Raw genomic sequence first — 25195 nt, forward strand, 5'->3', positions numbered from 1 at the left:
ACGACAAAGTAGATATTTGTATAATACAATAGAGTGAGATTCGATTATATGAGAAAGCGTTGGTGAAAGAATGGGACAGCAAAGAAATTGGTTACAAGCAACTGTAGAAAGAAATAAAGATAATACGTTACAAATAAAGTGGGAAAATAATATAGAAGAAGTTCGTATTTATTGGAGTACTTCACCAGATCATATTGAAGAAAATGGAGAATTACTTGCAACAGTAAATGGGGAATTATCATATACAATTGAAAACCCCAGTGAAAATGAACGGCCATATTTTAGATTAGTAGGAAGTAATGGACAAGCAGTAACAGTAGCCGAGCGTAGATTGCCATTACAAGGTGCGTTTAACTTCCGTGATATGGGAGGATATGAAACGACTGAAGGCCGTAAAGTAAAATGGGGCAAATTATACCGCTCTGAAGAATTAGCAGGGCTAACTGAATGGGATATTGCCTATTTACAAAAGTCTGGTTTAAAGTTAATTTGCGATTACCGTACAGACTTTGAAGTGAAGCATAAGCCGAATCCAGAAATTACGGGTGCTCGTCAAGTGTGCTTACCAGTTATGCAAGACTTAGCGAAAGACTTAAATATAAATGAGTTTTTCCAAGTTGGTGACCTTTCTATGTTAGGAAAACCAGGTGAGTATCTTGTGAAAATGAATCAAGATTTCGTAAGTGGTAACGAGGCATTCGTGAGCTTCTTAAACTTAGCGCAAAACCCGGAAAACTTACCGTTAGTAAACCACTGTACAGCTGGAAAAGATCGTACTGGATTTGGTTCAGCATTATTACTACTTTTACTAGGTGTACCAGAAAAAACAGTAATGGAAGACTACTTACTAAGTAACGGATTCCGTGAAAAGCTAAATGAAAAAATGATGGCCTTTTTAGGTGCGAAATTACAAAACGATGAGAGCAGAGCGATATTAGGTGCAATGTTTGAAGCACGTGCTGAATACTTGCAAGCTGCGATTGGTGAAATTCAAAAGCAATACGGATCAGTTGAAGCATACGCTGAAAAAGCTCTTGGCTTTACGAAAGAGTCGTTAGAGGAAATGAAAGAGTTATTGCTAGAAGATTAATAATGAGAAGGAGGCTGAGCGGATTAGCCTCCTTTTACTATTGTTGCTATAATTTTGTTAATGAGGATGTTGTGCACAGAGGAGAAAATGGATGAAAAGAACTTAAGAATCGGGGGATAAAATGATTCATACACGTGTAAAAGCAGAGGGGTTAAGAGAGAAGCTGGCAACAATACTAAGTCAAGAGTATAAGGAACTAGCTATTCAAGATTTAAAGGTGATTGGAACGGGAGTGCAAAATATTGTTTTTCAAGGAGATTCAGAAAAGGGGTCTTTGGCATTTCGAGTACCGTGGGAAAGAGAAGTGGAAAATATAAATGAAGACTTATTTAACAGTCGGATTTCGTTGCAAAAGGAAGCGGAGCTGTCTAAGTATTGTCATTCAAAAGGTATTCCAGTACCAAGGATACACGGATTGCATCTTTCAACCGAACTTGATTTTTTAATTTCGGATTGTGTGTATGCTGATCATATGCCAATTTCCGCATGCAAAATAGGGGAGTTAGTGAGCAATCTTCATAGTATGCCAATTGATGGTTTGTATTACAAACAAAATATTAGAGAGCCCATTAGTAAGTATATAGCAGAACGAATTGTGAAACGGATAGAAGGGTTTAATACAATCACGAACTGCAAAATTAATCTTCCGGATACAAAAACAATTGAATATATTCTTAGTACAGCAGATCATGTAAAATGTTTATTACATATGGACATTCGACCAGCCAATTTAATCGGGTATAATGGAGAAGTTAAAGCAATAGTTGATTGGGATAATGCTTTAATTGGTCATCCATTGCTGGAGCTTATGAGAATAGCTGAAACAAATGAGGTTAGTTGGGATGAATTTAAAGATGGATATAAGAATGATAGTATCTTTAATGTTACTCCTCATATTGTTAGTTTATTTTATAGACTAGATACAGCAGTCATGCTAGCAAATTTATTTATAGCACATTTGAAAATAAAAGATAAAGGTGTATTCTATAAAGAGCGGGTTAAAGCGCTTCATCACGACATATATAAAAACTTATAAGCAATGAGAACGAAGCTTTTAAAATAGGAATTGAGGAGAACATCATGAAATACAAATTTATATTATTCGACGTAGACGATACATTATTAGATTTCCCTGAAACGGAAAGACACGCATTACATAATGCGTTTGTACAGTTTGGCATGCCTACAGGGTATAATGATCATCTTGCAAGTTATAAAGAGATTAGTAATGGATTATGGAGAGATTTAGAAAATAAAATGATTACGCTAAGTGAATTAGCCGTGGAGCGATTTAGACAATTATTTGCACTTCATAATATAGCCGTAGATGCGCAGCAATTTAGTGATGTATACCTTGAAAATTTAGGGAAGGAAGTACATCTTATAGAAGGCGTAGTACAATTATGTGAAAATCTTCAAGATTGCAAGTTAGGTATTATTACGAATGGATATACGAAGGTGCAACAATCAAGAATCGGAAATTCGCCTTTATGTAATTTCTTTGATCACATTATTATTTCTGAAGAAGTTGGTCATCAAAAACCAGCGCGTGAGATTTTTGATTATGCATTTGAGAAATTTGGAATTACGGATAAATCAAGTGTACTAATGGTCGGAGATTCGCTAACTTCTGATATGAAAGGCGGAGAAGACTTCGGCATTGATACGTGTTGGTATAATCCGAGTTTGAAAGAGAATAAGACGAGTGTTAATCCGACTTATGAAGTGGAGAGTCTGCTACAAATTTTAGAAATTGTAGAAGTGGCTGAAGAAAAGGTAGCTTCATTTTAATTGTGCTGATATTTGTCGAAAAATCGCTCATATAAATTCAAATACTAAGATATAGAACAAAAAATAGCGCTACTATACAAGATCATTCACGTGTTATAATGCGTGAATTAAATATGCGTATATAAATAGTCTCTCAGAGTGATGCGATGTCATGTATGATTAGTGTAACAACTAGAGGTGAATAAAGGATGTTAACGTTTTTATTTGAGTTAGATAAGAGTATCCCGCAGAAGGATGAGCCACGGTATGATGCTTATTCAAAGGGCTTTATCGAAGGAGATGTAACGATTTGCGCGAGTGACAGCGTATTTTTTCAAAAATCATGTATGAAGGTTGCAGAGCTGGGCATTTATTTAGGTCAGTGGATGGAACAAGTTCAACATGGGCAGAACGTGCCTATGAAATATGAAACGGCTGACCGTGAAGAGGTAATTCTTGGTTTCTTCTATGAAGAGGATCATAATCAATGGAATGTTTTTTCCAGCTGGCAAGAATTTGAACTTCAAGAGCGTATAGCTACTACAACATTAATAGAGAGTGTTCAACGCTATTTGTATGAGCTAAATAAAGAACTGCGCATGATAGAATATCCTGTGACGTTTGATCAGTACTTAAGAGGAGAGCGAATGATGCAGCTCTCTTACAAACGACCGTGTGATAGCAAAGCAGATACGACACCGATAGAAGTTTATAATGGAAGTGAGCAAGTAGGCGTAGTAAGGGGCTATTATAAAAATACGCTGATGAGAGTGCTGGATTTTATTCCGAAAATTGGTAGTAATATTATTTATGAAATAAAGGATAGTAAGGACAATATTCGCGTCATTGCAAAGGATATAAGTAGGCAGCGCCAAAGAAGGATTTTAGTAACGTACAAAGATAATAATGATGTAGAGCATGAAATACTTGTATGTGATGGAAAGTTATTGGATGCAAATTTCTTATTTACCTTTACATATAGGGCAGAAGAATATGTTGTTCATAAAACTTCATTTGGAATGGGAAAGTTATTACGAAAGGGCTATGTAATTGCAGATTGGAATATTCGTCTTGAGGAAGATATGTATTACATTGAGATGAATGTATATGATGAAGATTACATGCAGGATCAATACTTACTATTAGGCGTATTTCATGCGGTTTTATATGGATAATCAATGAGAAATACCGTCATTCTTCTTGGAAAGAATGACGGTATTCTTTTATTCTCGTTACGAACGCCATGGTGCATCTTCCATTTCATCAATTGGTTTATCGAAAAAGAACATAGAAAAGCCGAATGTAAGAATGAGTGTGCCGAAAATAAGAGCGATATCAATCTCTTGTAGCGTAGGGTTTGGAAATAACATTTCAATAAACATAATGATTGTGGTAGTTAGTAACGTAACGATAAATGCATTGCGACACGATTTATTGACAATTTGTTCAAACAGTTCATCGTGTTGAACTGTTCTATACGATGTGAAAAAGGAGAAGAAACAGAACATAGTAAACAATCCTTTTTCATAAAAAAATCCGAAGAAACCGAGAAATCCTAAATATTTTATCCAAGTTGTTTTCATGATAGGTCCTCCTTATGTTGTTAGAAATAAGTCACGTTATGTTATAAATATATCGCAATTGGATAGGAATGGTAATAATAGTTTTCCAGTTTGCTTCATAATAATAGTAAAAAGAGGAAATATGCTGCGAAATAAAGAGGATAATATTGTAAAATGGTTGTAAGGAGGGGGAGGAAGAAATGCTAACTTGGATCATGATCGTTGTATTACTTGTAGTGATTACTGTCATTGCGACGGTGTTAATTGGGCGGAATGGTGATGCAAATTATAGCAAAGCGACAAAGGGGAATATTAAACGATTAACAATGATTTATATTATACTAGCTGTCGTTTTAGTTGTTGGATTAGGGGTGTATATTTATTTTAAAGGTTAAATAAACTGAAAAATGTAAAAATCTTAAAATAGAAGTATGCTATAATATCAATATAGTTATTTGGTAATTAAGGAAAGGATTGGATGGAATGATTGAAATTACGAATGTGTCAAAAAGTTATAATGGGTCTACTTATGCAGTAAAAGATTTAAGTTTATCTGTACCTAGCGGCGAAATCTTTGGATTTTTAGGACCAAATGGTGCGGGTAAATCCACGACAATTAAGATGATTACTGGCATTCACGGGGTGGACAAAGGGACTATTACGATTAATGGAAAAAATATTATGGAAGAGCCGATGGAAGCAAAGAAGACGTTTGGTTATGTGCCGGATAGCCCAGATATGTTTTTACGTTTAAAAGGAATTGAATATTTAAACTTTATGGCTGATATGTATGAAGTGCCGAAAGAAGTAAGACAAGAACGAATAGAGTCTTTAGCGAAGAAGTTTGATCTTTATAATGCATTATCTGATCAAATTCAAAGTTATTCGCACGGTATGAGACAAAAAATCGTTATTATTGGTGTGCTCGTGCATGAACCAGATGTATGGATTTTAGATGAACCGTTAACAGGGCTTGATCCGAAATCTGCATATATTTTAAAACAAATGATGAGAGAACATGCGGATAAAGGAAAGATTGTATTTTTCTCTACACACGTATTAGAAGTAGCGGAAAAAATATGTGACCGGGTTGCTATTATTAATAAGGGGAATTTGCAGTTTAAAGGAAATTTAGATGAAATGAGAGATCATTTTAAATCCAATGAATCACTTGAAAAAATGTTCTTGGAGATGACGGGCAATGAGTAAAATTTGGACGTTAACGAAGGTACTATTAAAGTTAAATTACGCAGATTTTATAGCAGATAAGAAGAAGCGATGGGCGTATTTATTTTCATTTGCAGCTATTTTATTTGTTGGATTTTTAATATTTGGTTCGATGACGCACGGAATGTATGAAGGTCTGAAACAATTAGGGCAAGGGCCGGGAATGATTATTGCAATGGGACTTGCGATTGCGAGTATATGGGTATTTTTAATGAGTATAACGAACATTTTAACTGTATTTTACTACAGCAATGATATTGAAATGTTTCTGCCGTTACCATTAAAACCAGCGCAAATTATTTCGGCAAAATTTTTAACGGTATTAATTACACAATACGTAATGAGTTCATTCATTTTATTACCAATCTTCATTACGTACGGTTTAAAAAGTGGCGCATTTATTACATATTACATATATATGATTTTTATTTACTTACTCTTCCCAATCGTGCCGTTAGTATTAGCTTCGTTACTGATGACAATTATTATGAGGTATACAAATATAGCGAAAAATAAAGATCGAGGAAATATATTTATTGGAATCGTAAGTATATTATTTATTGTAGGAATTAACGTATTTATGCAGTGGAGAAATAAAAGTGCGTTTTCTGGAGATGGGGCTGCGGAATACCTTGTAAATAATCAATCTTCTCTTTTAGTACAAATGACAAATTATTTTCCAACTACATATTTTGGAGCAGTGGCATTAGTAGAAAATGCAAATTGGAAGGGACCTTTATATGTAATAATCTTTGCAGTTATTTCATTTGTCTTCTTTGTGTTGTTTTATTACATAGCAGAGCGTACATATTTAAAAGGGGTTATTGGACTTTCAACGAGTACAGCAAAGAAACAAGTTATTTCGGCGAAAGGTTTACAGAAATCAACAGTACAAAGTTCGCATTTAAAAGCGTATGTGAAAAAAGAATTTAAAACGTTATTCCGTACACCACAATTTTTCTTAAATTGCATTGTACAAACTTTCGTTATGCCAATTATGTTGTTCTTTATTTTATTTGTGCAAGATGGAAATTTAAAGTTTATTACAGAGTATATTAACAATCCAGAGACAACAGGATTTGCAATTGGTGTTGGCCTTTGTGCATCGTTATTTTTAATGGGTAGTAACGTCATTGCAACAACGTCATTTTCGCGAGATGGAAGCTCTTGGTTTGTAAATCGTTATTTACCAGTAAAGGCTTCGGATATCTTTTTTGCGAAAGCAATCACTGCTTGGTTAATTAATGTGATCATTTTAGCAGTATTCGGTATTACGATGGCAGTTGTAGCTGGGATTTCTCCAGTCTTTATGATACTGTGGTTTTTACTAAGTGCGAACGGGTTGTTATTAATTAATTTAATCGGAACACGCTGGGACGCACAAACTGCAGATATTCATTGGGATACAGAGCAGAAATTATTTAAAAGTCGATATACAACTTTGTGGAATTTTTTAGCTAATATTTTAATAGCTTTAATTATTGTGGGGGGAGTAAGTGTATTATACTTCTTCCTTCATGTCGGACTGTGGGTAATGTTTATCGTTTTATTTGTAATGTTTACGATTGTAAATTATATCTTTATTAAAATGTTAAAATTAGGTGCTGAACGTATACTGTCAAATATTCAATAAGAAGATAGATCCTCTGTATTCATGCAGGGGATCTGTGTATAGATGGAGGAGAAAAAGGTGAAGAAAATAGCAATTGTAACAGGGGCAACTCGTCTGAATGGAATTGGTGCAGCTGTATGCAAGGTGCTTGCTCAAAAGGGGATAGACATTTTTTTCACGTACTGGCCAAAGTATGATAAAGCGATGCCATGGGGAATGAGTGATCAAGAACCCTTTTTGCTGAAAAAGGAAATTGAAAGTTACGATGTTCGATGTGAAATGGCAGAAATCAATTTATCGCAGTCTTATTCGCCAAATCGTTTGTTTTATATGGTATCAGAACGGTTAGGTGATCCATCTATTCTAGTTAATAATGCAGTGTATTCTACTCATACGAGAATTGAGGAATTAGATGTAGAGCAGTTGGATAAACATTATACAGTTAATGTTCGGGCTACTATGTTATTAAGTTCATTGTTTATAAAACATTATTCACTTAAAACGAGCGGGAGTATTATTAATCTTACTTCAGGACAGTCAGTAGGTCCAATGCCAGATGAATTAGCATATGCAGCAACGAAAGGGGCAATTGAAGCATTTACAAAGTCAGTGGCACCAGTAGCGATGGAGAAGGGGATTACTGTTAATGCTGTTGATCCAGGACCAACAAATACAGGGTGGATTACAGAGGAATTAAAACATTATTTAGTATGGAAATTCCCGCAAGGTAGAGTTGGAGAAACGATGGATGCTGCGCGCTTAATTTCTTTTTTAGTAAGTGAAGAAGCGAAATGGGTTACTGGGCAAGTCATTCACTCGAATGGTGGTTATTCATAAAAATATTATGTTAACAAATGCTGAGAAACAAAAAACGAAAGAAAATTTTATTTTTTTGTATAAATAAAATGTCAAGAAAGATAAAAATTTGATAGAAGAGTATATCGTCATATGAAGATAGTGATTCTTAATGTGACAATATACTCTTTTTCTTTTACTTGCGAGCAGAAAAATGAAGTAGAAGAAACTCGAATATTAAAATGAGTTTATCAGTTTTTGTCCGTATTATTATGAAGATTACTGTCGGAAAGATGGTGATTCATGTGAAAAGGGATTTTTTAAGGGGAAATCGAATCGTAAAGGGGAGGATAAATTATGTAAAACATAGGGGGATTTATATGAAAATGAAAAAGGTCGCTATCGCATCAATTACAATTGGTACAATGCTTACTATGGCAGCTTGTAGTCCTTCAGCAGATAAAGAAACGGAAAAGAAAGAGCAAGTAACTGCGCAAAAGGATGGAGAAGCAAAAACTACAAGTGCAGATGAAGCTTCAAAAACAACGAAAGATACTGAAAAAGAAACAAATACTTCTTCAAATGAAAAAACAGATAAGGATGCAAAAAATACGAAAGAATCATCAGGAACAGAAAGTAACGGCAAAACGTCAACTCAAAACGAAAATGTAAAAACAAAAGAAAAAGAAACGACAGGAAAAACGAATGATCAAACGACTAGCGGGAAAACAGCAGATCAAAGCACAAGTACAAGCACAAACAATAACGGAAAGGCAACGAAAGATCCGAAGAAAAGTGTTGCTGTGAAAACGAATGTTAAAGAAGTTGTAGCATTAATTGATAGCTTGGACAAGCAGTTAGCTGCTAATCCGAAATTGGAAACAGTGAATAAGCTTGGCAAACAAATTAACGAAAAGTGGGATGTGATTGAAAAAGAGCTAGAAGCATCACATCCGACGGATTCTAAAACAATCGGTCAAAGTATGTATCCGTTAATTGTAGGGGCGGAGAAGGAAAAGATTGATGTTAATAAAATGAAATCATTAACGACGAAAACGAAAAAAGATTTAAATCAGTTATTGACGAAACTTTCATAGTTTCAAAAGCCTACTCGTGTGAGTAGGCCTTTTTTAGGTTGTTGTAATGTGCACAGTATAACTTATTTATTTTCATTTTCAATTACGATGCGAAAGGAACTGAATGCTTGTTGACTGACATAATCTTCTTCGCTAACTTTATAAGGAAATGGAAAAGCGACGAGTTGAAAATTACTTTCTTGATCCACTGAAGGCAATGTGAAATTAAAGATTTGTCTTGTTTCAGGTGCAACCTTAGTATAAACGACTTTTCTATTGTTAAATATTTCAACTTGTTTCCAATCTTTAAAAGCCACGATTGCGTAAGTCATTTCATCATTTGTTTCATTACCGTTTGATAAAATTAATTGCTTGCCTTCCTTTTCAAAGAAGACAGTTTGTAAGTTCTCTTCACGGTTCGTAACAAATACTGGTTCGTAAAGACCATCTTTTAAAATAGCATCTGGATCTATAAGGGGGAGTTTTATTTTTTCGTTTTCTTTCTGAAGAGGATGCATTGAATATCGCATACTTAGAATATCTTCTAAAATAGCTGCTTTATTTAAGTTACTATCTTTTAATTTGTATTCAGGTTTTTTTATTATTAAAAAGGTTAATTCACTTGCATTAGGAGAAGTGTGTAAAGAGATTTTCGTAGTCATTGAACTGTTTGGTTTCATATCAAAAAAATAGTGTGATATTTCATTAGTAGTATCTTCTATTTTAAAAGGTTTTTGTTCGTAATCTTCTAGAACAATTAATCCATATTTTCGGTTTTCATTAATAGTATGTACGAATGATAATGTTACATTAATTTTATTATCCTCACTAGTAATTGTACTGCCATTGTTAATATGTTGGCCTTGATTATCCTTCAATCCGTAAGAAATAGTATTGGTTTGTTGCTCGCGTTTATTTTCTATGGAAGGTGGATGAGGTTGTATGATTGAAGTATTGAACAAAATATAAATTGTAAGTAATGAAATAAGTAAAACACCGCTAATAATATATATTTGTTTCATAAATAGCACCTCAATATATGTAAAATATTAGAGAAAAAAGATATGCAAGATGCATATCTTTTTTCTCTTTCTTACCAGAAAGCTTTTGTTTCGTGATTCACATCATTATAACCACTTAATTTATAGGTATGATTACCGATAGCGTAATCATCTCCATAATAAATGCTTGTGTTGGTCGCTGTAGCACTTACAAAGGATGATTTTTTTGCACTATTACTTTTCGTATTTACTAATGAGCCATCGCCATTGAAAGTTCTTGCTTTTGCATAAACATAGTCTTCGGTCGTAGTTGATTTCGATTTAGCAACTGCATATGGGTTACCAAAAAAGGGAGTATATACGCTAATGTTAGAGTAATTCTTAGGTGCAGCTGCAATAGTCAAACTAGGAACACTAGATGTTTTTGTTGATTGAATTGTATCAAAGTCAACTAAAACGGGCTGCTTGTCTACAGTATCGATCTCTGAAGCACTTGCGTTATTAGTAAAACCAAAACCTAAAACCGCTAACCCTAAAGTTGTCACCGATAAAGATTTTTTCATATTCACTAATTTTCCCACCTTTTTAAATTTTTGAGTTCGAACTCAATTCATACAATATATGAAAATTTCGAAACTCTCAATGGTTTATCCCATACTTAACTTTTCTTTTACTTTCGATTCAACATGTCTTCATTTGCAAAAAAGCGAATATATCTTCTAATGCTTAGCCAGCAAGGGATACAGGTTTAATTTTATGAAATTCATGTAAATTTAAATCTATTCATGTCAGAATCTCTGTTATTTTTAAGTTCATATGGGAAACTTATTAAAAAAAGGATGGTGACAAAAATGACAATCGATCGAATTTGTACAATTGGACCCGCAAGTAATAATAAAGAAACGTTAGCGCAGTTAATAAAGAATGGTATGAAAATTGTTCGACTGAATTTATCGCATGGCACGCATGAAAGTCATAAAGACATCATTCGTTTAGTGAAATCATTAGATGACTCTATTAAATTTTTGGGTGATGTACAAGGACCTAAAATAAGATTAGGTGAAGTGAAGGGAGGGCAAATTACACTTCAGGCAGGAGATTCTTTTATTTTACATACACAACCAGTTACAGGGAGTAATACAGAAGCGAGTGTTGATTATGAAGGAATACCGAATGATGTGAAAGTAGGCAGTAGAATTTTAATTAATGATGGAGAAGTTGAATTAATTGTTGAAAAGATAAGTACGGACAAAATAGAAACGAAGGTAAAAACAGGTGGCAATATCTCATCTCATAAAGGAGTTAATTTACCAGATGCGGCTGTTCGTTTACCAGCTATTACAGAGAAAGATAAAAAAGATATTCAGTTTCTTTTAGAGGAGAATGTTGATTTTATCGCGTGTTCTTTCGTAAGAAAACCTAGTCATATAAAAGAAATACGAGATTTTATACAACAGTATAAAGAAACGTCACCTAATGTAATTGCAAAAATAGAAACGATGGAAGCAATCGAGAATTTTCAGGATATATGTAAAGAAGCAGATGGAATTATGATTGCAAGGGGCGATTTAGGAGTAGAGTTACCGTATCAATGCATTCCGCTTTTACAGAAAATGATGATTCAGGAATGTAATCGAACGAATACATATGTCATTACAGCAACACAAATGCTTCAATCTATGGTAGATCATTCTATTCCAACAAGGGCTGAGGTGACTGATGTGTTTCAAGCTGTACTGGACGGGACGAATGCAGTTATGCTTTCAGCTGAAAGTGCATCAGGAGAACATCCAATCGAAAGTGTGAGAACATTACGTCTCGTTTCAGAATTTGCGGAGCATGTTAAAAAAGATGGACCTTTTGCGATGAAAGATGTACTGCAATTACTGCGTGAGTCTCTGGATGAGTAATAAAAAGAGGGCGGATATGCATCCGCCCTCGTGTTTTTCATTCATACTATTCTTGCTCTTGCTCATCCAAAATCTTTTCAAACGCAGCAGATACTTTATCAAACTCTTCATCATTTTCAATGTATGAAAACTCATTATCTTCTTCTACTTTTAAAAAGAAAATATCAATGTCTTCCTCAGTTTCTGTTTGGATATCTTCAACAAAGGCAACTGCAATATATTCTGCGCCTTCGACATCGATCGCTCCAAGTACTTCTACTTCTTGCTCTTCGTTATTCTCATCACTAAGAGTAAACACTTCGCCAACTTCAATATCAGACATATTCATTCTCCTCCTGTTCGACTCTAAAAAATAGAGTGCTCAAACTGCATACATACTAATATATCTTTCCATGAAAAACCAAATTCATACATAAGAAAAACGACTAATAGTTCTTTAGTATAAGTATCCAGCTATTAGGAGCATTATTTGTGTGTGCTACATTACTTAATCCATTCAACAATTGTATCCATAGTCTGTCTTGTTTTATCACGTTTTGGATCTTCTTTACGGTAACCAAAGGCAACCATAACAGATACTTCAAAGTTATCGCCCTGTATAATGCCTTCTTGACGAAGTAAAGAGTCTATTTTCTCTTTATCGAATCCTTCTATTGGACAAGAATCAATACCGATTTGAGCTGCGCTCGTCATCATATTACCTAAAGCAATATAAGTTTGTTTAGATGTCCAATCAAATACAGCACGATCGGATTGTAATAAGTTAAAATCTGATTCCTGGAACTTTTTGAAAAATTCATATCTAATTTTTTGAGTGTCTTCAGGCAATCCAATAATATCGTTCATCATATATTTAATATACTCCGCATCATAATGCATATCTTTAATGTTTCTTGAAAGAACAATAACAAAATGACTAGCTGTTGCAAGTTGCCCACCAGCGCCCCATGAATACGGTTGTAGTTTTTCTCTTAATTCTTTATTTTGTACGACAATAAATTTCCAAGGTTCATATCCAAAAGAAGAAGGAGATAATCTGCCTGTTTCTAAAATGAATTTAAAATCCTCTTCTGAAATTTTGTGCATAGGATCGAACTCTTTACATGCATGTCTGAAATGAAAAGCCTCCATAATTTTCTCTTTTGTAATTTCGTTTGTATTTGTCATAAAAGTTCCTCTTTTCGTTAATTTATTTTGTAAGTAAATTATATTTTTAAAGTAACATAGATACAAGTACGCACATTTATGTGTTATAGTATCAAAAAAGATACTATTGTTAAGGGAAGGGATTTATTATGGATTGTTCAAATGAAAAAAATATAAATTACCCATTTTTAAATAAATATTCTTGTCCAGTTGAAGCTATGGTTGAGGTGATTGGTGGAAAATGGAAAGGTGTTATTTTGTATCATTTATTAGATGGGAAAAAGAGGTTTAATGAATTAAAAAGATTAAAACCTAATATCACACAAAGAATGTTAACACTGCAGCTTAGAGAACTTGAAGCAGATGGCATCATACATCGTGAAGTATACCGTGAAGTGCCACCTAAAGTAGAATATTCGTTAACCGAGCTTGGTGAATCACTTCGTCCAATGATTCTATTAATGATGGAATGGGCAACTCATAATATGGAGAAAGTTTTGGAGAGTAGGAATGCACAAAATAAAAGTTAATAGATAAAAGTGGTATAGTAGAGAAGGATATGAATTTTTCTTAAATTGGTAGTGAAATTAGAAAACCATATATTATTAAAATAGGTAATTGGATGTTAAAGTTTTGTAAGATTAAATTGAGTATAATTATTTTATGTAAACTAATTGCCCGGTTATCTATCAAATGAAAAATCTATGTATCGTTGATATAGTGTAAATTATGATAGATATATTCGGAAAATCGTTAATATAATTTCACTTATGAAGGTGTTGTTCATTAAGGGAAAAGGGCTGTCATGCGCGGACAGCCCTTTTTTGTTTACCTGATTTACATTTTGAGAATACTTCACAGTCATAACGTAGTAAAATATTTATTCAATGTATTATTTTTCAAAGAAGTAAGCGGAACCTTCATCTCACTACCTTCCTTCATATTCCGCAACACAACAGTGTTTGTACTAAGTTCTTCTTCACCAACAATAAGCACATAAGGGATATTCTCTTTATTGGCATAATTAAGGGCACGTTTTAATTTGCGTCCTGCTAGTTCGAGTTCGATTTTTAAGGAAGTGGTAGAACGTAATTGCTGGGCAATTTGTAAGCATTGTAATTCTGTCCCAAGCGGGATGATAAATAGATCCGCTGTAGATGAGATTGTTTCTTTCTGCGATAGTGCTGTATAAATAACGTCTAAACCGAATGAAATACCGACTGTTGGATAGTTCATATTATCACCACGGAATGCTCCAATAATGTTATCGTAACGGCCGCCGCTACCGATGCTGGATGTAATCGATCCATCTTTTAAAAAGATTTCATATACGGTGCCAGTATACATTGTGAGTCCTCTTGCTAAAAACGGATTGAATATCGTATTTTCATTTATTCCGAGAGCGATTAAATATTGCTGTAATTGTTGCAATTCGTTTACGCCATCGGCAACGAGTTGGTTATTGAAAGCTTCTTTAAAGTCAACAATTGTAAGCTTTAGACAAGATAATACAGTATTACATATTGTATCAGCCATTTCTTCAGAAATTCCGCGCTCTAATACATCTTTTCGTACACCATCAATCCCAATCTTTTCGATTTTGTCTAATGATAAAATGACGTCATTTGTTAATTCAGTAGGGATGTTAATGGCCTGAAGAATACCATTTAACAATTTTCGGTTATTATATTGGATTGATATCTCTAAGTTTAATGTTCGGAACAGCTCAAACGCCATGCTCATGAGTTCCGCTTCAGCCATGACTGATTCTACACCGACAATATCAACGTCGCATTGTATAAATTCACGAAATCTTCCTTGTTTAATTGGCCCATCTCGAAATACTTTCCCAATTTCATAACGTTTAAAAGGGAGGCGGGGGTTCGGGTTCATTGCCACAACTTTTGCGAATGGAATAGTTAAATCGTATCGTAAGGCAATATCACGTTTTCCTTGATCTTGAAGTGTATATATTTCTTTTAATATTTCATCACCACCGCCGTACTTGTAAGACATAAGCTCATACATATTTAACGTCGGCGTTTCTAAAGGTTTGCATCCGTATCGTTCAAACGTATCTTCACAAGCTCTTTTAATTTTATTTCGCAGCACTTGCTCCCCTGGTAAATAGTCTTTCGTTCCTTTTACATTTCTCATTTCCATCATAATCACTCCTTTTTAAATTAAAAAAAGCTATGCAGGTATAAAAATACCCACATAGCTTTATGAACGCTTCGTGGGTCAACAGGAAAAGCCCTGTACCCACGAAGAAAAATTTTTCTTCGGATACACGGCGTTACGTATGATGATGAAGTTGGAAAGAAGTATTAACATTTCGCATGACAAATCTCTCCTTAACGTAAGTTTTCTCAAATTATATCAGGTGATTTTTGAATTATCAATATTTTTAGTTTTGAAAAATACGTGAAGTTATGTAGGAGAAATGGAAAAGGGTGTATAATAAAACTTAATAATATGAAATAACCTTTTAAGGAGAACGTTATGAAAAAAGATAAAACAAATGCGATGCGAATATTAGATAAAGAAAAAATTGAATATTCGATGATGTCATATGATCCAGACGATGGAAAAATTGATGGCGTATCAGTAGCTGAGAAAATTGGACGAGAAGTGAGAGAAGTATATAAAACGTTAATTGCTCAAGGGAATAGTAAAAATTATCATGTGTTTATCATTCCGGTAGATGAGGAACTAAATTTAAAAGCTGCCGCAAAAGCAGTAAGTGAAAAGAAAATTGAAATGATTCCCGTTAAAGATATTACGAAAGTGTCAGGATATATTCGCGGTGGGTGTTCGCCAGTCGGAATGAAAAAGCTATTTTCTACATGTATTGATGAAAGTGCCCAATCACTTAATACGATCATTGTAAGTGGAGGGAAAATCGGTATACAAATTGAGCTTAAAGTAGATGACTTGGCGAAAGTGACGAGAGCGCAGTTTGGTGAAGTAACGAAATAATGATACATAGGAAAAGAAGTTCTAGTTTTATCCCGCTATTCGCCGGGAAGTAAGACCCTCACCTCAAAATTCAGCGGAAGCAAAGAAATTAGATGGGGATCAACTGCCCGTAAAAGCCCGATTGGTGAGGGCTGATTAAAGTTTCACTTTATTGAATTTAGACAATAATTTATAGGATAGTTAGTCCATTATGGGGCTGATTATCCTTTTTTATTTACAGACTAGATAAAGATTGGATATTCAGTTTAATGTAGGCGTGTAATATGAATCATTTGTTTGGCTTTAGGAGGAGGTAAAGCCTCGATGTAAGAACTTGAAATAAACAAGCAGAGTTTTATTCTTAAAGATAGACGAAGAACTGGAGAGTGTTTTAATGAGGAGTCAAGAAATATCCATAAGAAAGCACAAATTGGGGGATGCCAGTATTTTTGAAAAAACACGCTAATAGTATGCAAGATTTTATACAGTTTTTTGGCTAATCCAGTAACAAACAAGAGCACTAAAACCGCGTTAGGATAGGAATGTATAAAATATGTATAGATTCATAGAACTAAAAAAGGGTTCACTTGTGAGAGCAGGGTTGTCCTTTTTCCTCGCTAACGATAATGATGGGTTATGTTAACCTCATATGTATAGAATATACAGTTAACTAAAAATGAAAAGTTTACAATTAAAAATGAACAATAAAAAACAGTAATGTAAAATGAACTGCACCCCAATTGTTAGACACCGTCTAACAATTGGAGGTGCAGTTTTTTATGACTAAATTTAATTCAGAACAGAAAATAAATGCTGTAATACGTTATCAAAATGGAAATGAAAGTATATGGGATATTGCGAAATCATTTGGTGCGAATTATGAAGTCGTTCGGATGTGGGTAAAGCAATTTGAATCTCACGGAATACATGCATTTAAAAAAGGCTATACATCCTATTCCATGGAGTATAAACTAGACGTACTTAATTATATGAATGGGAATGGGACGTCTATCCATGACTAAAAAAAATCCAAAATCAATCCAAAATCAAACACCAGCTGAAGGATCAGTTGAGGAGCTACAAGCTGAGTTAGAGCGTTTACGTATGGAGAATGCTTATTTAAAAAAGTTGAATGCCTTAGTTCAAAACAAAGAAAAATCACCAAACAAGACAAATCACAAGTAGTCTATGAACTGAGGAACGATTTTTCGGTGAAAGCACTTCTGAAATTAGCAGAGATCCCACGCAGCACGTACTATTACTGGGTAAAAAACTTCAATCGCTCAGATAAAGATAGAGAATTAAAAAACTTAATTCAAACGATTTATGACGAGCACGAAGGTCGCTATGGATACCGTCGTATTCGTGATGAATTGACGAATCAAGGACACAAAGTCAACCATAAAAAAGTTCAACGAATCATGAAAGAGCTAGGTTTGAAGAGCCTAGTTCGTATGAAAAAATATCGCTCTTATAAAGGGAAAGTAGGTAAGATTGCGCCAAATATTTTAGACCGTAACTTTATAGCTGAAAAGCCTAACGAAAAGTGGGTTACAGACATAACAGAATTTAAATTATTCGGCGAGAAGCTCTATCTATCACCGATGTTAGATTTATTTAATGGGGAGATTATTGCTTATACAATCGGTTCAAAACCAACCTATTCACTTGTTTCGAAAATGTTAGAGAAGTCCTTTCAACGATTAACAAAAGAAGATGAACTCTTGATTCACTCGGATCAAGGTTGGCAGTATCAAATGAAGAAGTATCGTCATGCCCTACAAGAACATAAAATTACTCAAAGTATGTCTCGCAAAGGGAACTGTTACGATAATGCGGTTATTGAAAGTTTCTTTGGTATTATGAAATCTAAATTTCTTTATCTCAAAGATTTTGAGAGTATAGAACACTTTAAACAAGAATTTGAAAAATATATCGATTATTATAATCACAAACGAATTAAAGCAAAATTAAAGGGCGTGAGTCCAGTACAATACCGAATTCACGCCCTAACAGCCGCTTAATGAAATAATGTGTCTAACTTTATGGGGTCAGTTCAAAATCACTACTGTTTTTTATTGTTTCTTATAAGTGAATCATTTGTACTCCTGTCTATATAATTTAAACGAATAAATAGCTCCAATAAAGAATACAAAAGCTTCAAATAATATAAAGATTTGACGGAAATTCTCAATATCTTTACCAACTAAAGAAATAAATATAGCATTCATTAGAATTTGAGTAGTAAACATACGAGAAGTAATTTTTAAATAAATAGTATTTGTTCTTTCAACAGGTTTACCAATTTTTTTGTAAATAATAATAAGTGCAATTACTGAACCCAAAAATAGAAGTGCTGTAAGTCCTACAACGATATTAAAATTGGCTGTACTTTCTAACATCCATTTATTTAATAGATCAATCATTATTATCTTCCTTTCCTACATAAGAGAATATTTTGTTCTTCTTTTTCACTATAATAAAAAAAGGAAAAAGAAAACATCGAACTTTCTTACAAACATTCGTGTATTCTTACAGTTTTGTCATTTTGTAAATGTATTCATCGCCCTGTTTTTCACTATTTTCTTTGGAAAACATAGTGAATTACGAGAAAGGGCGCTACAAAATCAACTTCCGAGAACAAAAATTATGTAAATAAGCTGTTCACTGGATTCTCGTAGAAAACTGTGGTGAGATAAAATTTTTGATTTTGTAGCACTTTAAAATCTTAGCTAGAGGGCTATTTATCGGTATCCCACAATAAAAAGGCAGGAACATATCAAATATGCTCCTGCCTTTGATTTTATTAAGTTTAATATCTATGACCTAAATATAATAGAATTTGGAGCTTCTTTTTATTTTAAGTAAATTGGGTAATTAGACTATAACATTAATGTTTATCGTTGAATATCATAATAATATAATGGAGGTGATGTTATATGGCTCTTACTACAGGACCAATTGAAAACGTAGGAAATCAACCTGCTAATGCAAATAGAGTTAGGGTGAAAATCCTTAACCGTACTGCGGGCCCACTTACTGGAGTAGCTAGAGTTTTTAGACTTGACGGTTCATTAGTATTAATTGAACAGGTAAACTTCAATGTGAATTCTAATGCTTCTACTTTTGTAACTCTAAGTTTAGTTCATCCTGCTTTTGGACAAGCATTTGAATATGAAGTTCAAATTGTTCCTAATCAACCTGGTGGACTATATAGTGTTTATGGACTAACAGCTGACAGTGTTATCATTACTGCACAACGTATTGTGAACTCAGAATTGACACAGTTTCTTTAATTAAAATAGATTGGTGCCTACATGGTATCCAATCTATTTTTGTACGTATTATTCAGAGAAAGAAAGGTTTTACACAAAAATAAAGACAGTTATGGAAAAGGGAAAAGTCGAGCTATCATCTTGATTTTTATTATTTCTGTCTTAGACTGTATCTGTTTTGTTGCACGGTTTTCTTTGAATGCATTTTATTCAAACTATTTTTTTAAGTATTTATCAAATATGCATTATTGCATAAATAAATTAAAATTTATAAGTTAATATTAAACTACTTTTTAGTTGTAAAGAATATGTTAATAATCTTTATAAGAGAAGGATATTCCTTGTAAAAAGTGAAATTGTTTGGAATGTGAATAAATAAAAAGTTTAGAAGTGATACAGACTGGATAGAGTCTTGTATTAAATAAACAGAAAAGGGGTATGGGTTTCTAAAAGGTTTTGGGGGTTAGAAAGCACTTTTTAGTTAATAGCTTTAAATTATATTTTAAAGGGGAATGGGTATATGAAATTTCGAAATACAAAGATTGCTATGGTTACACTATCTTCATTTTTTATTTTAGGTTCTGCATCTCTATCATTCACAGATACTATACACGGTGAAGTGGTTCCTGCATCAGCACAGGAGATTATTGTAAAAAATTATGACGATACATATTATAATAACGCAATAGGAAAAACGGGGTTAGAATTAAAGAAGGAACTGCATAATATTATTGATAATCATACAAAGTTATCATACAGTGCGGTTTGGGAAGCGTTAAGAGATACTGATGAGGATCCAAATAATAAAAATAATGTGATACTCTTATATACTGGTCGTTCGCAAGGGAAACTTACGAATGGATCAGGAGTAAATAACTGGAACCGAGAGCATGTTTGGGCAAAATCTCACGGTGACTTTGGAACGACTGCAGGACCTGGAACAGATCTACATCATTTAAGAGCGACGGATGTATCTGTAAATAGTTCACGTGGAAATCTAGATTTTGATAATGGTGGTGTGAATCATTCTGAGGCGACAGAATGTAAATATGATAGTGATTCTTGGGAACCTCGTGATAGTGTAAAAGGAGATATTGCTAGAATGCTGTTTTATATGGCTGTTCGTTACGAGGGAGACAACGGCGAAATAGATTTAGAACTAAATGAAAAAGTGAATAACAATAAAGATCCATACATGGGGAAACTATCTGTCTTATTAAAATGGAATGAACAAGACCCGGTCGATGATTTAGAGCGAAAGCGTAATGAAGTGATTTTTACAAAATATCAACATAACCGCAATCCTTTTATTGATCATCCAGAATGGGTAAATAAAATCTGGAACTAAGATTTTTAAAGGTATTATATTTTGATAAAAGGGATTGATCATTATGATTAATCCCTTCTTATATTTTTACTAGAATAAATGATTTTTATAGGACTAGTGAGGGAAATAGAATAGATATTTATATGGAACGATAGTACTTATTTATCTAGTTAAGTATTTAGTAAGGTCCCCACTCAATATTCACCCCAACAATAAGAAAAACAAGTCCAATGATAAACCAAATGAGTGCAAGTGGAGCCATGAAACGAATCCATTTTCCATATGAAATGCCGCTCGCTGCGAGAACGCCCATTAAAACACCGGAAGTTGGATTAAGGCAGTTTACTACACCCTCGCCGAGCATAACAGCCTGTACTGTAACTTGGCGTGTAATGTGCATGAAATCAGCTAATGGAGCTAATATCGGAATAAAAATAACCGATTCTCCTGTTCCGGATGAAATAAGGAAATGTAATGCGGCACTACTTACGTACATACCGATAACACCAAATACAGGGCTTTGTCCTTCAAGAGACTGTGCGAGCTGGTTAACGATAGTATCAAGTAATTTGCCTTGTTCTAAAATGACTGAAATACAGCGAGCCATTCCGACAATTAAAGCACCATAGATAAGGTTTTGGCAGCCATTTAGAAAAGTAGAAGCGATATCGTTTGCTTTCATGCCACCTATTATTCCGGCTGTAATTGCTATGAAAATAAAAGTAGCAGTCATTTCTGCGTCCGTCCAATGTAGACGAAAAGCGCCTATTAAAAATGCAATTAATGATAAAGCTGAAACGAGTAAAATTAATTTATGACGTATCGTCCAAGGAACTTCTTTTTTCTCTGCTTCCTTTTCGCTTGAAAGAGCGTTACTTGGAAACCAGTTGTCGCCAAGAATGCTTCCTTTATTCAATTTTTTCAAGCGCTTTACATACCAATTAATATAAAGGATAGTGGCAAGTAAAAAAGATATATAGATAGCTGTGCGTAAACCAATTCCCGAAAACATCGGAAGTTCTGCGATCTTTTGTGAAATGCCTAAAGGTGAGGGGGATAAAATAGTAGCGTTAAAACCAGCATAAGTGCCTAAATAAATAATTGCTACACCGACGATAGCGTCCCATTTTAATGTGCGTGCAACGATGATACCGATGGGGATAAAACCGATAACTGAATTAACGATAATGCCAGTCGTTCCAAGAATAGAAAAAAGTGCGGCAACGATACAAATGAAAAGTAATTGCTGATTACGAAATTTGTTAATAACATGATAGATTAAACCGTCAAGAGCACCTGTTTTTTCAAGAATTGCAATGGCTCCACCTGTAAATAAAATTAAAAAGATGATCGGAGCAGCAAGTGTCATTCCTTTTTCAATAGCGGTAAAAAAAGAAACAAATCCTACAGGTGATTGCGGAACAGAATGATAGCTACCTGGTATTGTCGTTGTAACGGTCCCGTTTGTAACTCTTTTAAATTCTCCAGCAGGAACGAAATACGTAGCAATGGCGCAAAGTAAGGCAATAAAAAATAGTAGTACGTACGCATCAGGCATTTTAAACTTTTGTTTACTAGGTTGTTTTTTTGCCTCAGTTTGTATTTGCATAAAATTCCCCCTTCTTCACTTTATTAATTTTAATATTCTGAATTCAATCTGTGAAATAGATTATAATAAAGGTAGCTTCTTAAGGCAATAGTTTTTGTATCCTTTTCCCGTACATACAAATTATTGCAATATTAGACAGGGAAACGATAATAAGCCAAGAATATGTTATGTAGAAAGAAAAAGGGAAAGAGGGAACAAGATGTGGAAAACTACAGATCTATGTGATGAGTTTGAAAAGGAATTACAAATATGTCGCCAGTCTTTTCGGTCTTTTGGGAAGAAAGAACAATTCCACGGGAAAATTGCAACTGTAAAAGTGAAAGATGATAATGTACTAGTGAAGGAAGGATTGCAAACATTACCAGAAGGAACAGTATTAGTTGTTGATGGCGGAGCGTCTACTAATTGTGCGTTACTTGGTGATAATTTGGCAGCTATTGCGGAAGAAAGAAAGCTAGCAGGAATTATTGTGAATGGGTATGTTCGTGATTCTAGTGAACTAAAGAATATTAATATTGGTATTTTAGCGTTAGGAACGATGCCAAATAGAAGTGTGAAAGAAGGAAAAGGAGAACGAAATATTTCATTGCATTTTGGACAAGTGGATTGGAATCCAAATGAATATGTTTATGCGGATGAAGATGGCGTCATTATTAGTGAAAAGAGTTTACATAGTTAAGAGTTAATAAGTTATTATTCTTAGAAAATAAATCCGATAAAGCATGGACAAAATTCTTTGTCAATAGTAAAATAATACAGAAATTTAAAATTTACAGAATGTATAGGTTTATCGTTTTACGATAACTTAAATGGAAGTAAGTTGTGCCAAGAAAAGTGAATGTTATCACAATGATACGTTCATAAACAAAATTATTTTTCCTATACAAATATAGCCGCGAATAATGCGGGTAGGAGGTGTTGTACATTTTTGTTCGACACTTACAAAAAGAGAGTGTCAATCGCACGCCCTTGAAGGGCCTTTTTTTGTGTAAATGGTAGTAAGGGAGGAAATTTTGGGATGGCAATGTTGAAAAAGTGGCTGCTTACGTCGTTAATGGCAGTGACACTTGTATTTGTTTCTTTTGCGAATACAGTACATATTACGTTTGCTGAAGAAAATACAGCAAAACTTGCAATTATTGGGGAATCACAAAAAGGCATTATGTTATGTCCGAAAGAAGAGCAAATTAAAGATGGGGAAACAGCTTTAAGTTTGCTGCAAAAGGTCATGGGGGACAAGGTAGAATCTGAAACGATGTCGTTTGGAACATATGTAAAAGGAATCGATGGTTTAATGGCCGGGGATACAAGTGCTTGGCTGTATGATGTAAATGATAAGTCTGCAGAAGTCGGAGCAGATAGTTATAAATTAAAATCTGGAGATGTTGTTGTCTTTCGCTTTGTTTCAGACTGGAGCAATATAAGCCAGGAAACATTGAAAGAAACGTTAGATAAGTTCGGGACGTGTAAAACAGAAGAACCTAACGGTGGCAAAACAGAAGAACCAGAAGGTGAAAATGGTAAACCGACAGTCGATCCAAAACCGGAAGATGAAAATGGTAAACCGACAGTCGATCCAAAACCGGAAGGTGAAAATGGTAAACCGACAGTTGATCCAAAACCAGAAGGTCAAGATGATAAAAAAACAGAACAACCACAGCAAGAGAACATTCAAGTTCCAAGTGCACAATTAAACGAAGCCATTTCTAAAACATCAGATAAGATGTTACAAGATGGAATTGAAAGTGACTGGGTAGCTGTAGCGCTTTCTCGTTCTGGAAAGAATGTGCCAATTGAGGCAAAATTAAATTATGTTAAGTCAGTAACTGAAAAAGTAGAAAAGCGTATTAACCGTTTTTCAGCGACAGATTTAGCTAGAACAATTATTATGATGAATGCAATGAGTGCAGACCCTAAAAATGTAGGTGGACATAATTTAGTTCAAAAATTGTATGAGTCAGATAAAGTGAATTCTGTTACAGGTTATGCATTTGCTTTACTTGCATTTGATACGAAGAAGTATGAGATTCCAGTTGAATCAAAATGGAACAGAGTTGCTCTAGTGGAAGCACTGTTAAATAATCAGCATACAGACGGTGGATGGACTTATAATAGTTCAGGTAGTAAAGATAGTGCTAGTAGCGTTGATGTAACAGGTATGGTTTTATCAGCATTAGCTCCTTATCAAGAGCGATCAGATGTGAAACCAGCTATACAAAAAGCTGTTGCGTATTTATATAACGAACAGCTGCAAAATGGCGGTTTTTCAGCTGATGGACAAGAAAATTCAAATAGTACTGCGCAAGCAATTATTGGATTATCGCTTGTTAAAGATGTAGATAAAAATCGTCTTCATAAGGCAATGCAAAACCTATTATCATATCAACTTTCAAATGGTGAATTTAAATGGTTACCAAGTGATCAAAATGGTAACGGAATGGCTACAGAACAGGCTCTTTTAGCATTACTTCAATTTAAGGAAATGGGAAAATCTATTTATGATTGGTCTAATGTAGACGCTGGTAATGTAATTAAGCCAAAACCGATTGAAGAGCCAGAAAAGGTCGTTGAACAAGAAAATAATGTAGTAGAAAAAGAAGTTATTGAAGAACCGAAAGAACAAAAACAAGTACAACAAGAAACAAAAGATGAAAATCTAAAAGTAGTTGTAGATAACGAACCGGTTAAGAATAAAAAAATCGGAAACGATAACAGTCTACCAAAAACAGGAGCATCTTCTCATAGTGCAGCAACAGAAGTAGGTATGGGTGTATTATGTATTGCTTCTGCATATGTATTATGGAGACGTAAAGCAGCTTAACAAAAAATTAGGAGCA

24 protein-coding genes and 1 pseudogene are annotated in these 25195 nt (G+C 34.1%); 17 read left to right on the forward strand and 8 right to left on the reverse strand.

Annotated features, from left to right (window positions below; all coding sequences use genetic code 11):
• Window positions 1–70 precede the first annotated feature (70 nt).
• From QO049_RS16815 to QO049_RS16830, 4 genes are all read left to right on the forward strand, one after another.
• Window positions 71–1090, forward strand: coding sequence for a tyrosine-protein phosphatase (locus QO049_RS16815; RefSeq protein WP_000531496.1), 1020 nt, complete (start codon window positions 71–73; stop codon window positions 1088–1090).
• A 121-nt stretch (window positions 1091–1211) separates the two neighbouring features.
• Window positions 1212–2126 carry a phosphotransferase family protein gene (locus tag QO049_RS16820; RefSeq protein WP_000582026.1) on the forward strand — a complete coding sequence of 305 codons (915 nt, stop codon included), beginning with the start codon at window positions 1212–1214 and terminating at the stop codon, window positions 2124–2126.
• Window positions 2127–2170: 44 nt separating this feature from the next.
• Window positions 2171–2881: a YjjG family noncanonical pyrimidine nucleotidase gene (locus tag QO049_RS16825; RefSeq protein WP_284489344.1), complete on the forward strand. Its 711-nt coding sequence runs from the start codon at window positions 2171–2173 to the stop codon at window positions 2879–2881.
• 188 nt (window positions 2882–3069) lie between these two features.
• Complete coding sequence (locus QO049_RS16830) at window positions 3070–4035, forward strand: tubby C-terminal domain-like protein (protein ID WP_284489345.1); 966 nt, start codon at window positions 3070–3072, stop codon at window positions 4033–4035.
• 57 nt (window positions 4036–4092) lie between these two features.
• Here the strand turns inward: QO049_RS16830 and QO049_RS16835 are convergent, their stop codons facing one another.
• Complete coding sequence (locus QO049_RS16835) at window positions 4093–4443, reverse strand: DUF3796 domain-containing protein (RefSeq protein ID WP_000859202.1); 351 nt, start codon at window positions 4441–4443, stop codon at window positions 4093–4095.
• A gap of 179 nt (window positions 4444–4622) precedes the next feature.
• Here QO049_RS16835 and QO049_RS16840 point away from each other — a divergent pair, with 179 nt between their 5' ends.
• The 5 genes from QO049_RS16840 to QO049_RS16860 all read left to right on the forward strand — a co-directional run bounded on the left by QO049_RS16840 (window position 4623) and on the right by QO049_RS16860 (window position 9153).
• Window positions 4623–4817 carry a hypothetical protein gene (locus QO049_RS16840; protein ID WP_000958863.1) on the forward strand — a complete coding sequence of 65 codons (195 nt, stop codon included), beginning with the start codon at window positions 4623–4625 and terminating at the stop codon, window positions 4815–4817.
• Window positions 4818–4905: 88 nt separating this feature from the next.
• A complete protein-coding gene (locus tag QO049_RS16845; RefSeq protein ID WP_086423504.1) occupies window positions 4906–5631 on the forward strand; it encodes an ABC transporter ATP-binding protein in 726 nt (241 codons plus the stop codon).
• The gene (locus QO049_RS16850) at window positions 5624–7282 is read left to right on the forward strand and encodes a putative ABC transporter permease subunit (RefSeq protein WP_284489346.1); all 1659 of its coding nucleotides are present in this window, start codon (window positions 5624–5626) and stop codon (window positions 7280–7282) included. The genes QO049_RS16845 and QO049_RS16850 overlap by 8 nt, the downstream gene beginning before the upstream one ends.
• A 57-nt stretch (window positions 7283–7339) precedes the next feature.
• Complete coding sequence (locus QO049_RS16855) at window positions 7340–8098, forward strand: SDR family oxidoreductase (protein WP_087965052.1); 759 nt, start codon at window positions 7340–7342, stop codon at window positions 8096–8098.
• A gap of 338 nt (window positions 8099–8436) precedes the next feature.
• Complete coding sequence (locus QO049_RS16860; protein ID WP_000782538.1) at window positions 8437–9153, forward strand: hypothetical protein; 717 nt, start codon at window positions 8437–8439, stop codon at window positions 9151–9153.
• Window positions 9154–9215: 62 nt separating this feature from the next.
• On the opposite strand, the gene QO049_RS16865 is transcribed toward QO049_RS16860, so the two are convergent.
• Both QO049_RS16865 and QO049_RS16870 read right to left on the reverse strand, forming a co-directional pair.
• Window positions 9216–10154, reverse strand: coding sequence for a hypothetical protein (locus QO049_RS16865; RefSeq protein WP_097814547.1), 939 nt, complete (start codon window positions 10152–10154; stop codon window positions 9216–9218).
• Between the two features lie 71 nt (window positions 10155–10225).
• On the reverse strand, window positions 10226–10702 hold the full coding sequence (locus QO049_RS16870) for a XoxI protein (protein WP_284489347.1): 477 nt from the start codon (window positions 10700–10702) through the stop codon (window positions 10226–10228).
• Between the two features lie 282 nt (window positions 10703–10984).
• On the opposite strand from QO049_RS16870, the gene QO049_RS16875 reads away from it, so the two are divergent.
• The gene (locus tag QO049_RS16875) at window positions 10985–12043 is read left to right on the forward strand and encodes a pyruvate kinase (protein ID WP_000151088.1); all 1059 of its coding nucleotides are present in this window, start codon (window positions 10985–10987) and stop codon (window positions 12041–12043) included.
• A 46-nt stretch (window positions 12044–12089) separates the two neighbouring features.
• Here the strand turns inward: QO049_RS16875 and QO049_RS16880 are convergent, their stop codons facing one another.
• Together QO049_RS16880 and QO049_RS16885 are read right to left on the reverse strand one after the other, a co-directional pair.
• Window positions 12090–12371, reverse strand: a complete 282-nt coding sequence (locus tag QO049_RS16880) for a DUF1292 domain-containing protein (RefSeq protein ID WP_284489348.1) — start codon at window positions 12369–12371, stop codon at window positions 12090–12092.
• A 155-nt stretch (window positions 12372–12526) separates the two neighbouring features.
• Window positions 12527–13210, reverse strand: coding sequence for an NAD(P)H-dependent oxidoreductase (locus tag QO049_RS16885; protein WP_284489349.1), 684 nt, complete (start codon window positions 13208–13210; stop codon window positions 12527–12529).
• A gap of 128 nt (window positions 13211–13338) precedes the next feature.
• Here QO049_RS16885 and QO049_RS16890 point away from each other — a divergent pair, with 128 nt between their 5' ends.
• A complete protein-coding gene (locus QO049_RS16890; protein WP_000340644.1) occupies window positions 13339–13719 on the forward strand; it encodes a winged helix-turn-helix transcriptional regulator in 381 nt (126 codons plus the stop codon).
• A gap of 331 nt (window positions 13720–14050) precedes the next feature.
• Here the strand turns inward: QO049_RS16890 and QO049_RS16895 are convergent, their stop codons facing one another.
• On the reverse strand, window positions 14051–15355 hold the full coding sequence (locus tag QO049_RS16895) for a histidine--tRNA ligase (protein ID WP_349816874.1): 1305 nt from the start codon (window positions 15353–15355) through the stop codon (window positions 14051–14053).
• A gap of 336 nt (window positions 15356–15691) precedes the next feature.
• Here QO049_RS16895 and ybaK point away from each other — a divergent pair, with 336 nt between their 5' ends.
• Both ybaK and QO049_RS16905 read left to right on the forward strand, forming a co-directional pair.
• Window positions 15692–16168 (forward strand): Cys-tRNA(Pro) deacylase, encoded by a 477-nt coding sequence (gene ybaK, locus QO049_RS16900; RefSeq protein ID WP_084064101.1) that lies wholly within the window; start codon window positions 15692–15694, stop codon window positions 16166–16168.
• A gap of 758 nt (window positions 16169–16926) precedes the next feature.
• A pseudogene (locus QO049_RS16905) lies at window positions 16927–18171 on the forward strand (IS3 family transposase).
• A gap of 72 nt (window positions 18172–18243) precedes the next feature.
• On the opposite strand, the gene QO049_RS16910 reads toward QO049_RS16905, so the two are convergent.
• Window positions 18244–18573, reverse strand: coding sequence for a hypothetical protein (locus tag QO049_RS16910; RefSeq protein WP_000566272.1), 330 nt, complete (start codon window positions 18571–18573; stop codon window positions 18244–18246).
• Window positions 18574–19086: 513 nt separating this feature from the next.
• Between QO049_RS16910 and QO049_RS16915 the strand changes: the two genes are divergently transcribed.
• Window positions 19087–19443 (forward strand): hypothetical protein, encoded by a 357-nt coding sequence (locus QO049_RS16915; protein WP_001229426.1) that lies wholly within the window; start codon window positions 19087–19089, stop codon window positions 19441–19443.
• Window positions 19444–19942: 499 nt separating this feature from the next.
• Window positions 19943–20770, forward strand: coding sequence for an endonuclease I family protein (locus QO049_RS16920; RefSeq protein WP_000672193.1), 828 nt, complete (start codon window positions 19943–19945; stop codon window positions 20768–20770).
• A gap of 157 nt (window positions 20771–20927) precedes the next feature.
• On the opposite strand, the gene QO049_RS16925 is transcribed toward QO049_RS16920, so the two are convergent.
• Window positions 20928–22358: a YfcC family protein gene (locus QO049_RS16925; RefSeq protein WP_001166970.1), complete on the reverse strand. Its 1431-nt coding sequence runs from the start codon at window positions 22356–22358 to the stop codon at window positions 20928–20930.
• Between the two features lie 199 nt (window positions 22359–22557).
• Between QO049_RS16925 and rraA the strand changes: the two genes are divergently transcribed.
• Both rraA and QO049_RS16935 read left to right on the forward strand, forming a co-directional pair.
• Window positions 22558–23037, forward strand: coding sequence for a ribonuclease E activity regulator RraA (rraA, locus tag QO049_RS16930; RefSeq protein WP_000266038.1), 480 nt, complete (start codon window positions 22558–22560; stop codon window positions 23035–23037).
• Between the two features lie 339 nt (window positions 23038–23376).
• Window positions 23377–25179, forward strand: coding sequence for a DUF4430 domain-containing protein (locus tag QO049_RS16935; protein WP_284489351.1), 1803 nt, complete (start codon window positions 23377–23379; stop codon window positions 25177–25179).
• Window positions 25180–25195: the final 16 nt, after the last annotated feature.

The sequence above is a fragment of the Bacillus sp. RB3 genome (assembly GCF_030164735.1).
GTDB lineage: Bacteria > Bacillota > Bacilli > Bacillales > Bacillaceae_G > Bacillus_A > Bacillus_A cereus.

Excerpts from the sequence above, each read along its gene's own strand:
- QO049_RS16815 (WP_000531496.1), top strand. The coding sequence starts at position 71 with ATGGGACAGCAAAGAAATTGGTTACAAGCAACTGTAGAAAGAAATAAA.
- QO049_RS16820 (WP_000582026.1), top strand. The coding sequence starts at position 1,212 with ATGATTCATACACGTGTAAAAGCAGAGGGGTTAAGAGAGAAGCTGGCA.
- QO049_RS16825 (WP_284489344.1), top strand. The coding sequence starts at position 2,171 with ATGAAATACAAATTTATATTATTCGACGTAGACGATACATTATTAGAT.
- QO049_RS16830 (WP_284489345.1), top strand. The coding sequence starts at position 3,070 with ATGTTAACGTTTTTATTTGAGTTAGATAAGAGTATCCCGCAGAAGGAT.
- QO049_RS16835 (WP_000859202.1), bottom strand. The coding sequence starts at position 4,443 with ATGAAAACAACTTGGATAAAATATTTAGGATTTCTCGGTTTCTTCGGA.
- QO049_RS16840 (WP_000958863.1), top strand. The coding sequence starts at position 4,623 with ATGCTAACTTGGATCATGATCGTTGTATTACTTGTAGTGATTACTGTC.
- QO049_RS16845 (WP_086423504.1), top strand. The coding sequence starts at position 4,906 with ATGATTGAAATTACGAATGTGTCAAAAAGTTATAATGGGTCTACTTAT.
- QO049_RS16850 (WP_284489346.1), top strand. The coding sequence starts at position 5,624 with ATGAGTAAAATTTGGACGTTAACGAAGGTACTATTAAAGTTAAATTAC.
- QO049_RS16860 (WP_000782538.1), top strand. The coding sequence starts at position 8,437 with ATGAAAATGAAAAAGGTCGCTATCGCATCAATTACAATTGGTACAATG.
- QO049_RS16865 (WP_097814547.1), bottom strand. The coding sequence starts at position 10,154 with ATGAAACAAATATATATTATTAGCGGTGTTTTACTTATTTCATTACTT.
- QO049_RS16875 (WP_000151088.1), top strand. The coding sequence starts at position 10,985 with ATGACAATCGATCGAATTTGTACAATTGGACCCGCAAGTAATAATAAA.
- QO049_RS16880 (WP_284489348.1), bottom strand. The coding sequence starts at position 12,371 with ATGAATATGTCTGATATTGAAGTTGGCGAAGTGTTTACTCTTAGTGAT.
- QO049_RS16885 (WP_284489349.1), bottom strand. The coding sequence starts at position 13,210 with ATGACAAATACAAACGAAATTACAAAAGAGAAAATTATGGAGGCTTTT.
- QO049_RS16890 (WP_000340644.1), top strand. The coding sequence starts at position 13,339 with ATGGATTGTTCAAATGAAAAAAATATAAATTACCCATTTTTAAATAAA.
- QO049_RS16895 (WP_349816874.1), bottom strand. The coding sequence starts at position 15,355 with ATGATGGAAATGAGAAATGTAAAAGGAACGAAAGACTATTTACCAGGG.
- ybaK (WP_084064101.1), top strand. The coding sequence starts at position 15,692 with ATGAAAAAAGATAAAACAAATGCGATGCGAATATTAGATAAAGAAAAA.
- QO049_RS16910 (WP_000566272.1), bottom strand. The coding sequence starts at position 18,573 with ATGATTGATCTATTAAATAAATGGATGTTAGAAAGTACAGCCAATTTT.
- QO049_RS16915 (WP_001229426.1), top strand. The coding sequence starts at position 19,087 with ATGGCTCTTACTACAGGACCAATTGAAAACGTAGGAAATCAACCTGCT.
- QO049_RS16920 (WP_000672193.1), top strand. The coding sequence starts at position 19,943 with ATGAAATTTCGAAATACAAAGATTGCTATGGTTACACTATCTTCATTT.
- QO049_RS16925 (WP_001166970.1), bottom strand. The coding sequence starts at position 22,358 with ATGCAAATACAAACTGAGGCAAAAAAACAACCTAGTAAACAAAAGTTT.
- rraA (WP_000266038.1), top strand. The coding sequence starts at position 22,558 with ATGTGGAAAACTACAGATCTATGTGATGAGTTTGAAAAGGAATTACAA.
- QO049_RS16935 (WP_284489351.1), top strand. The coding sequence starts at position 23,377 with ATGGCAATGTTGAAAAAGTGGCTGCTTACGTCGTTAATGGCAGTGACA.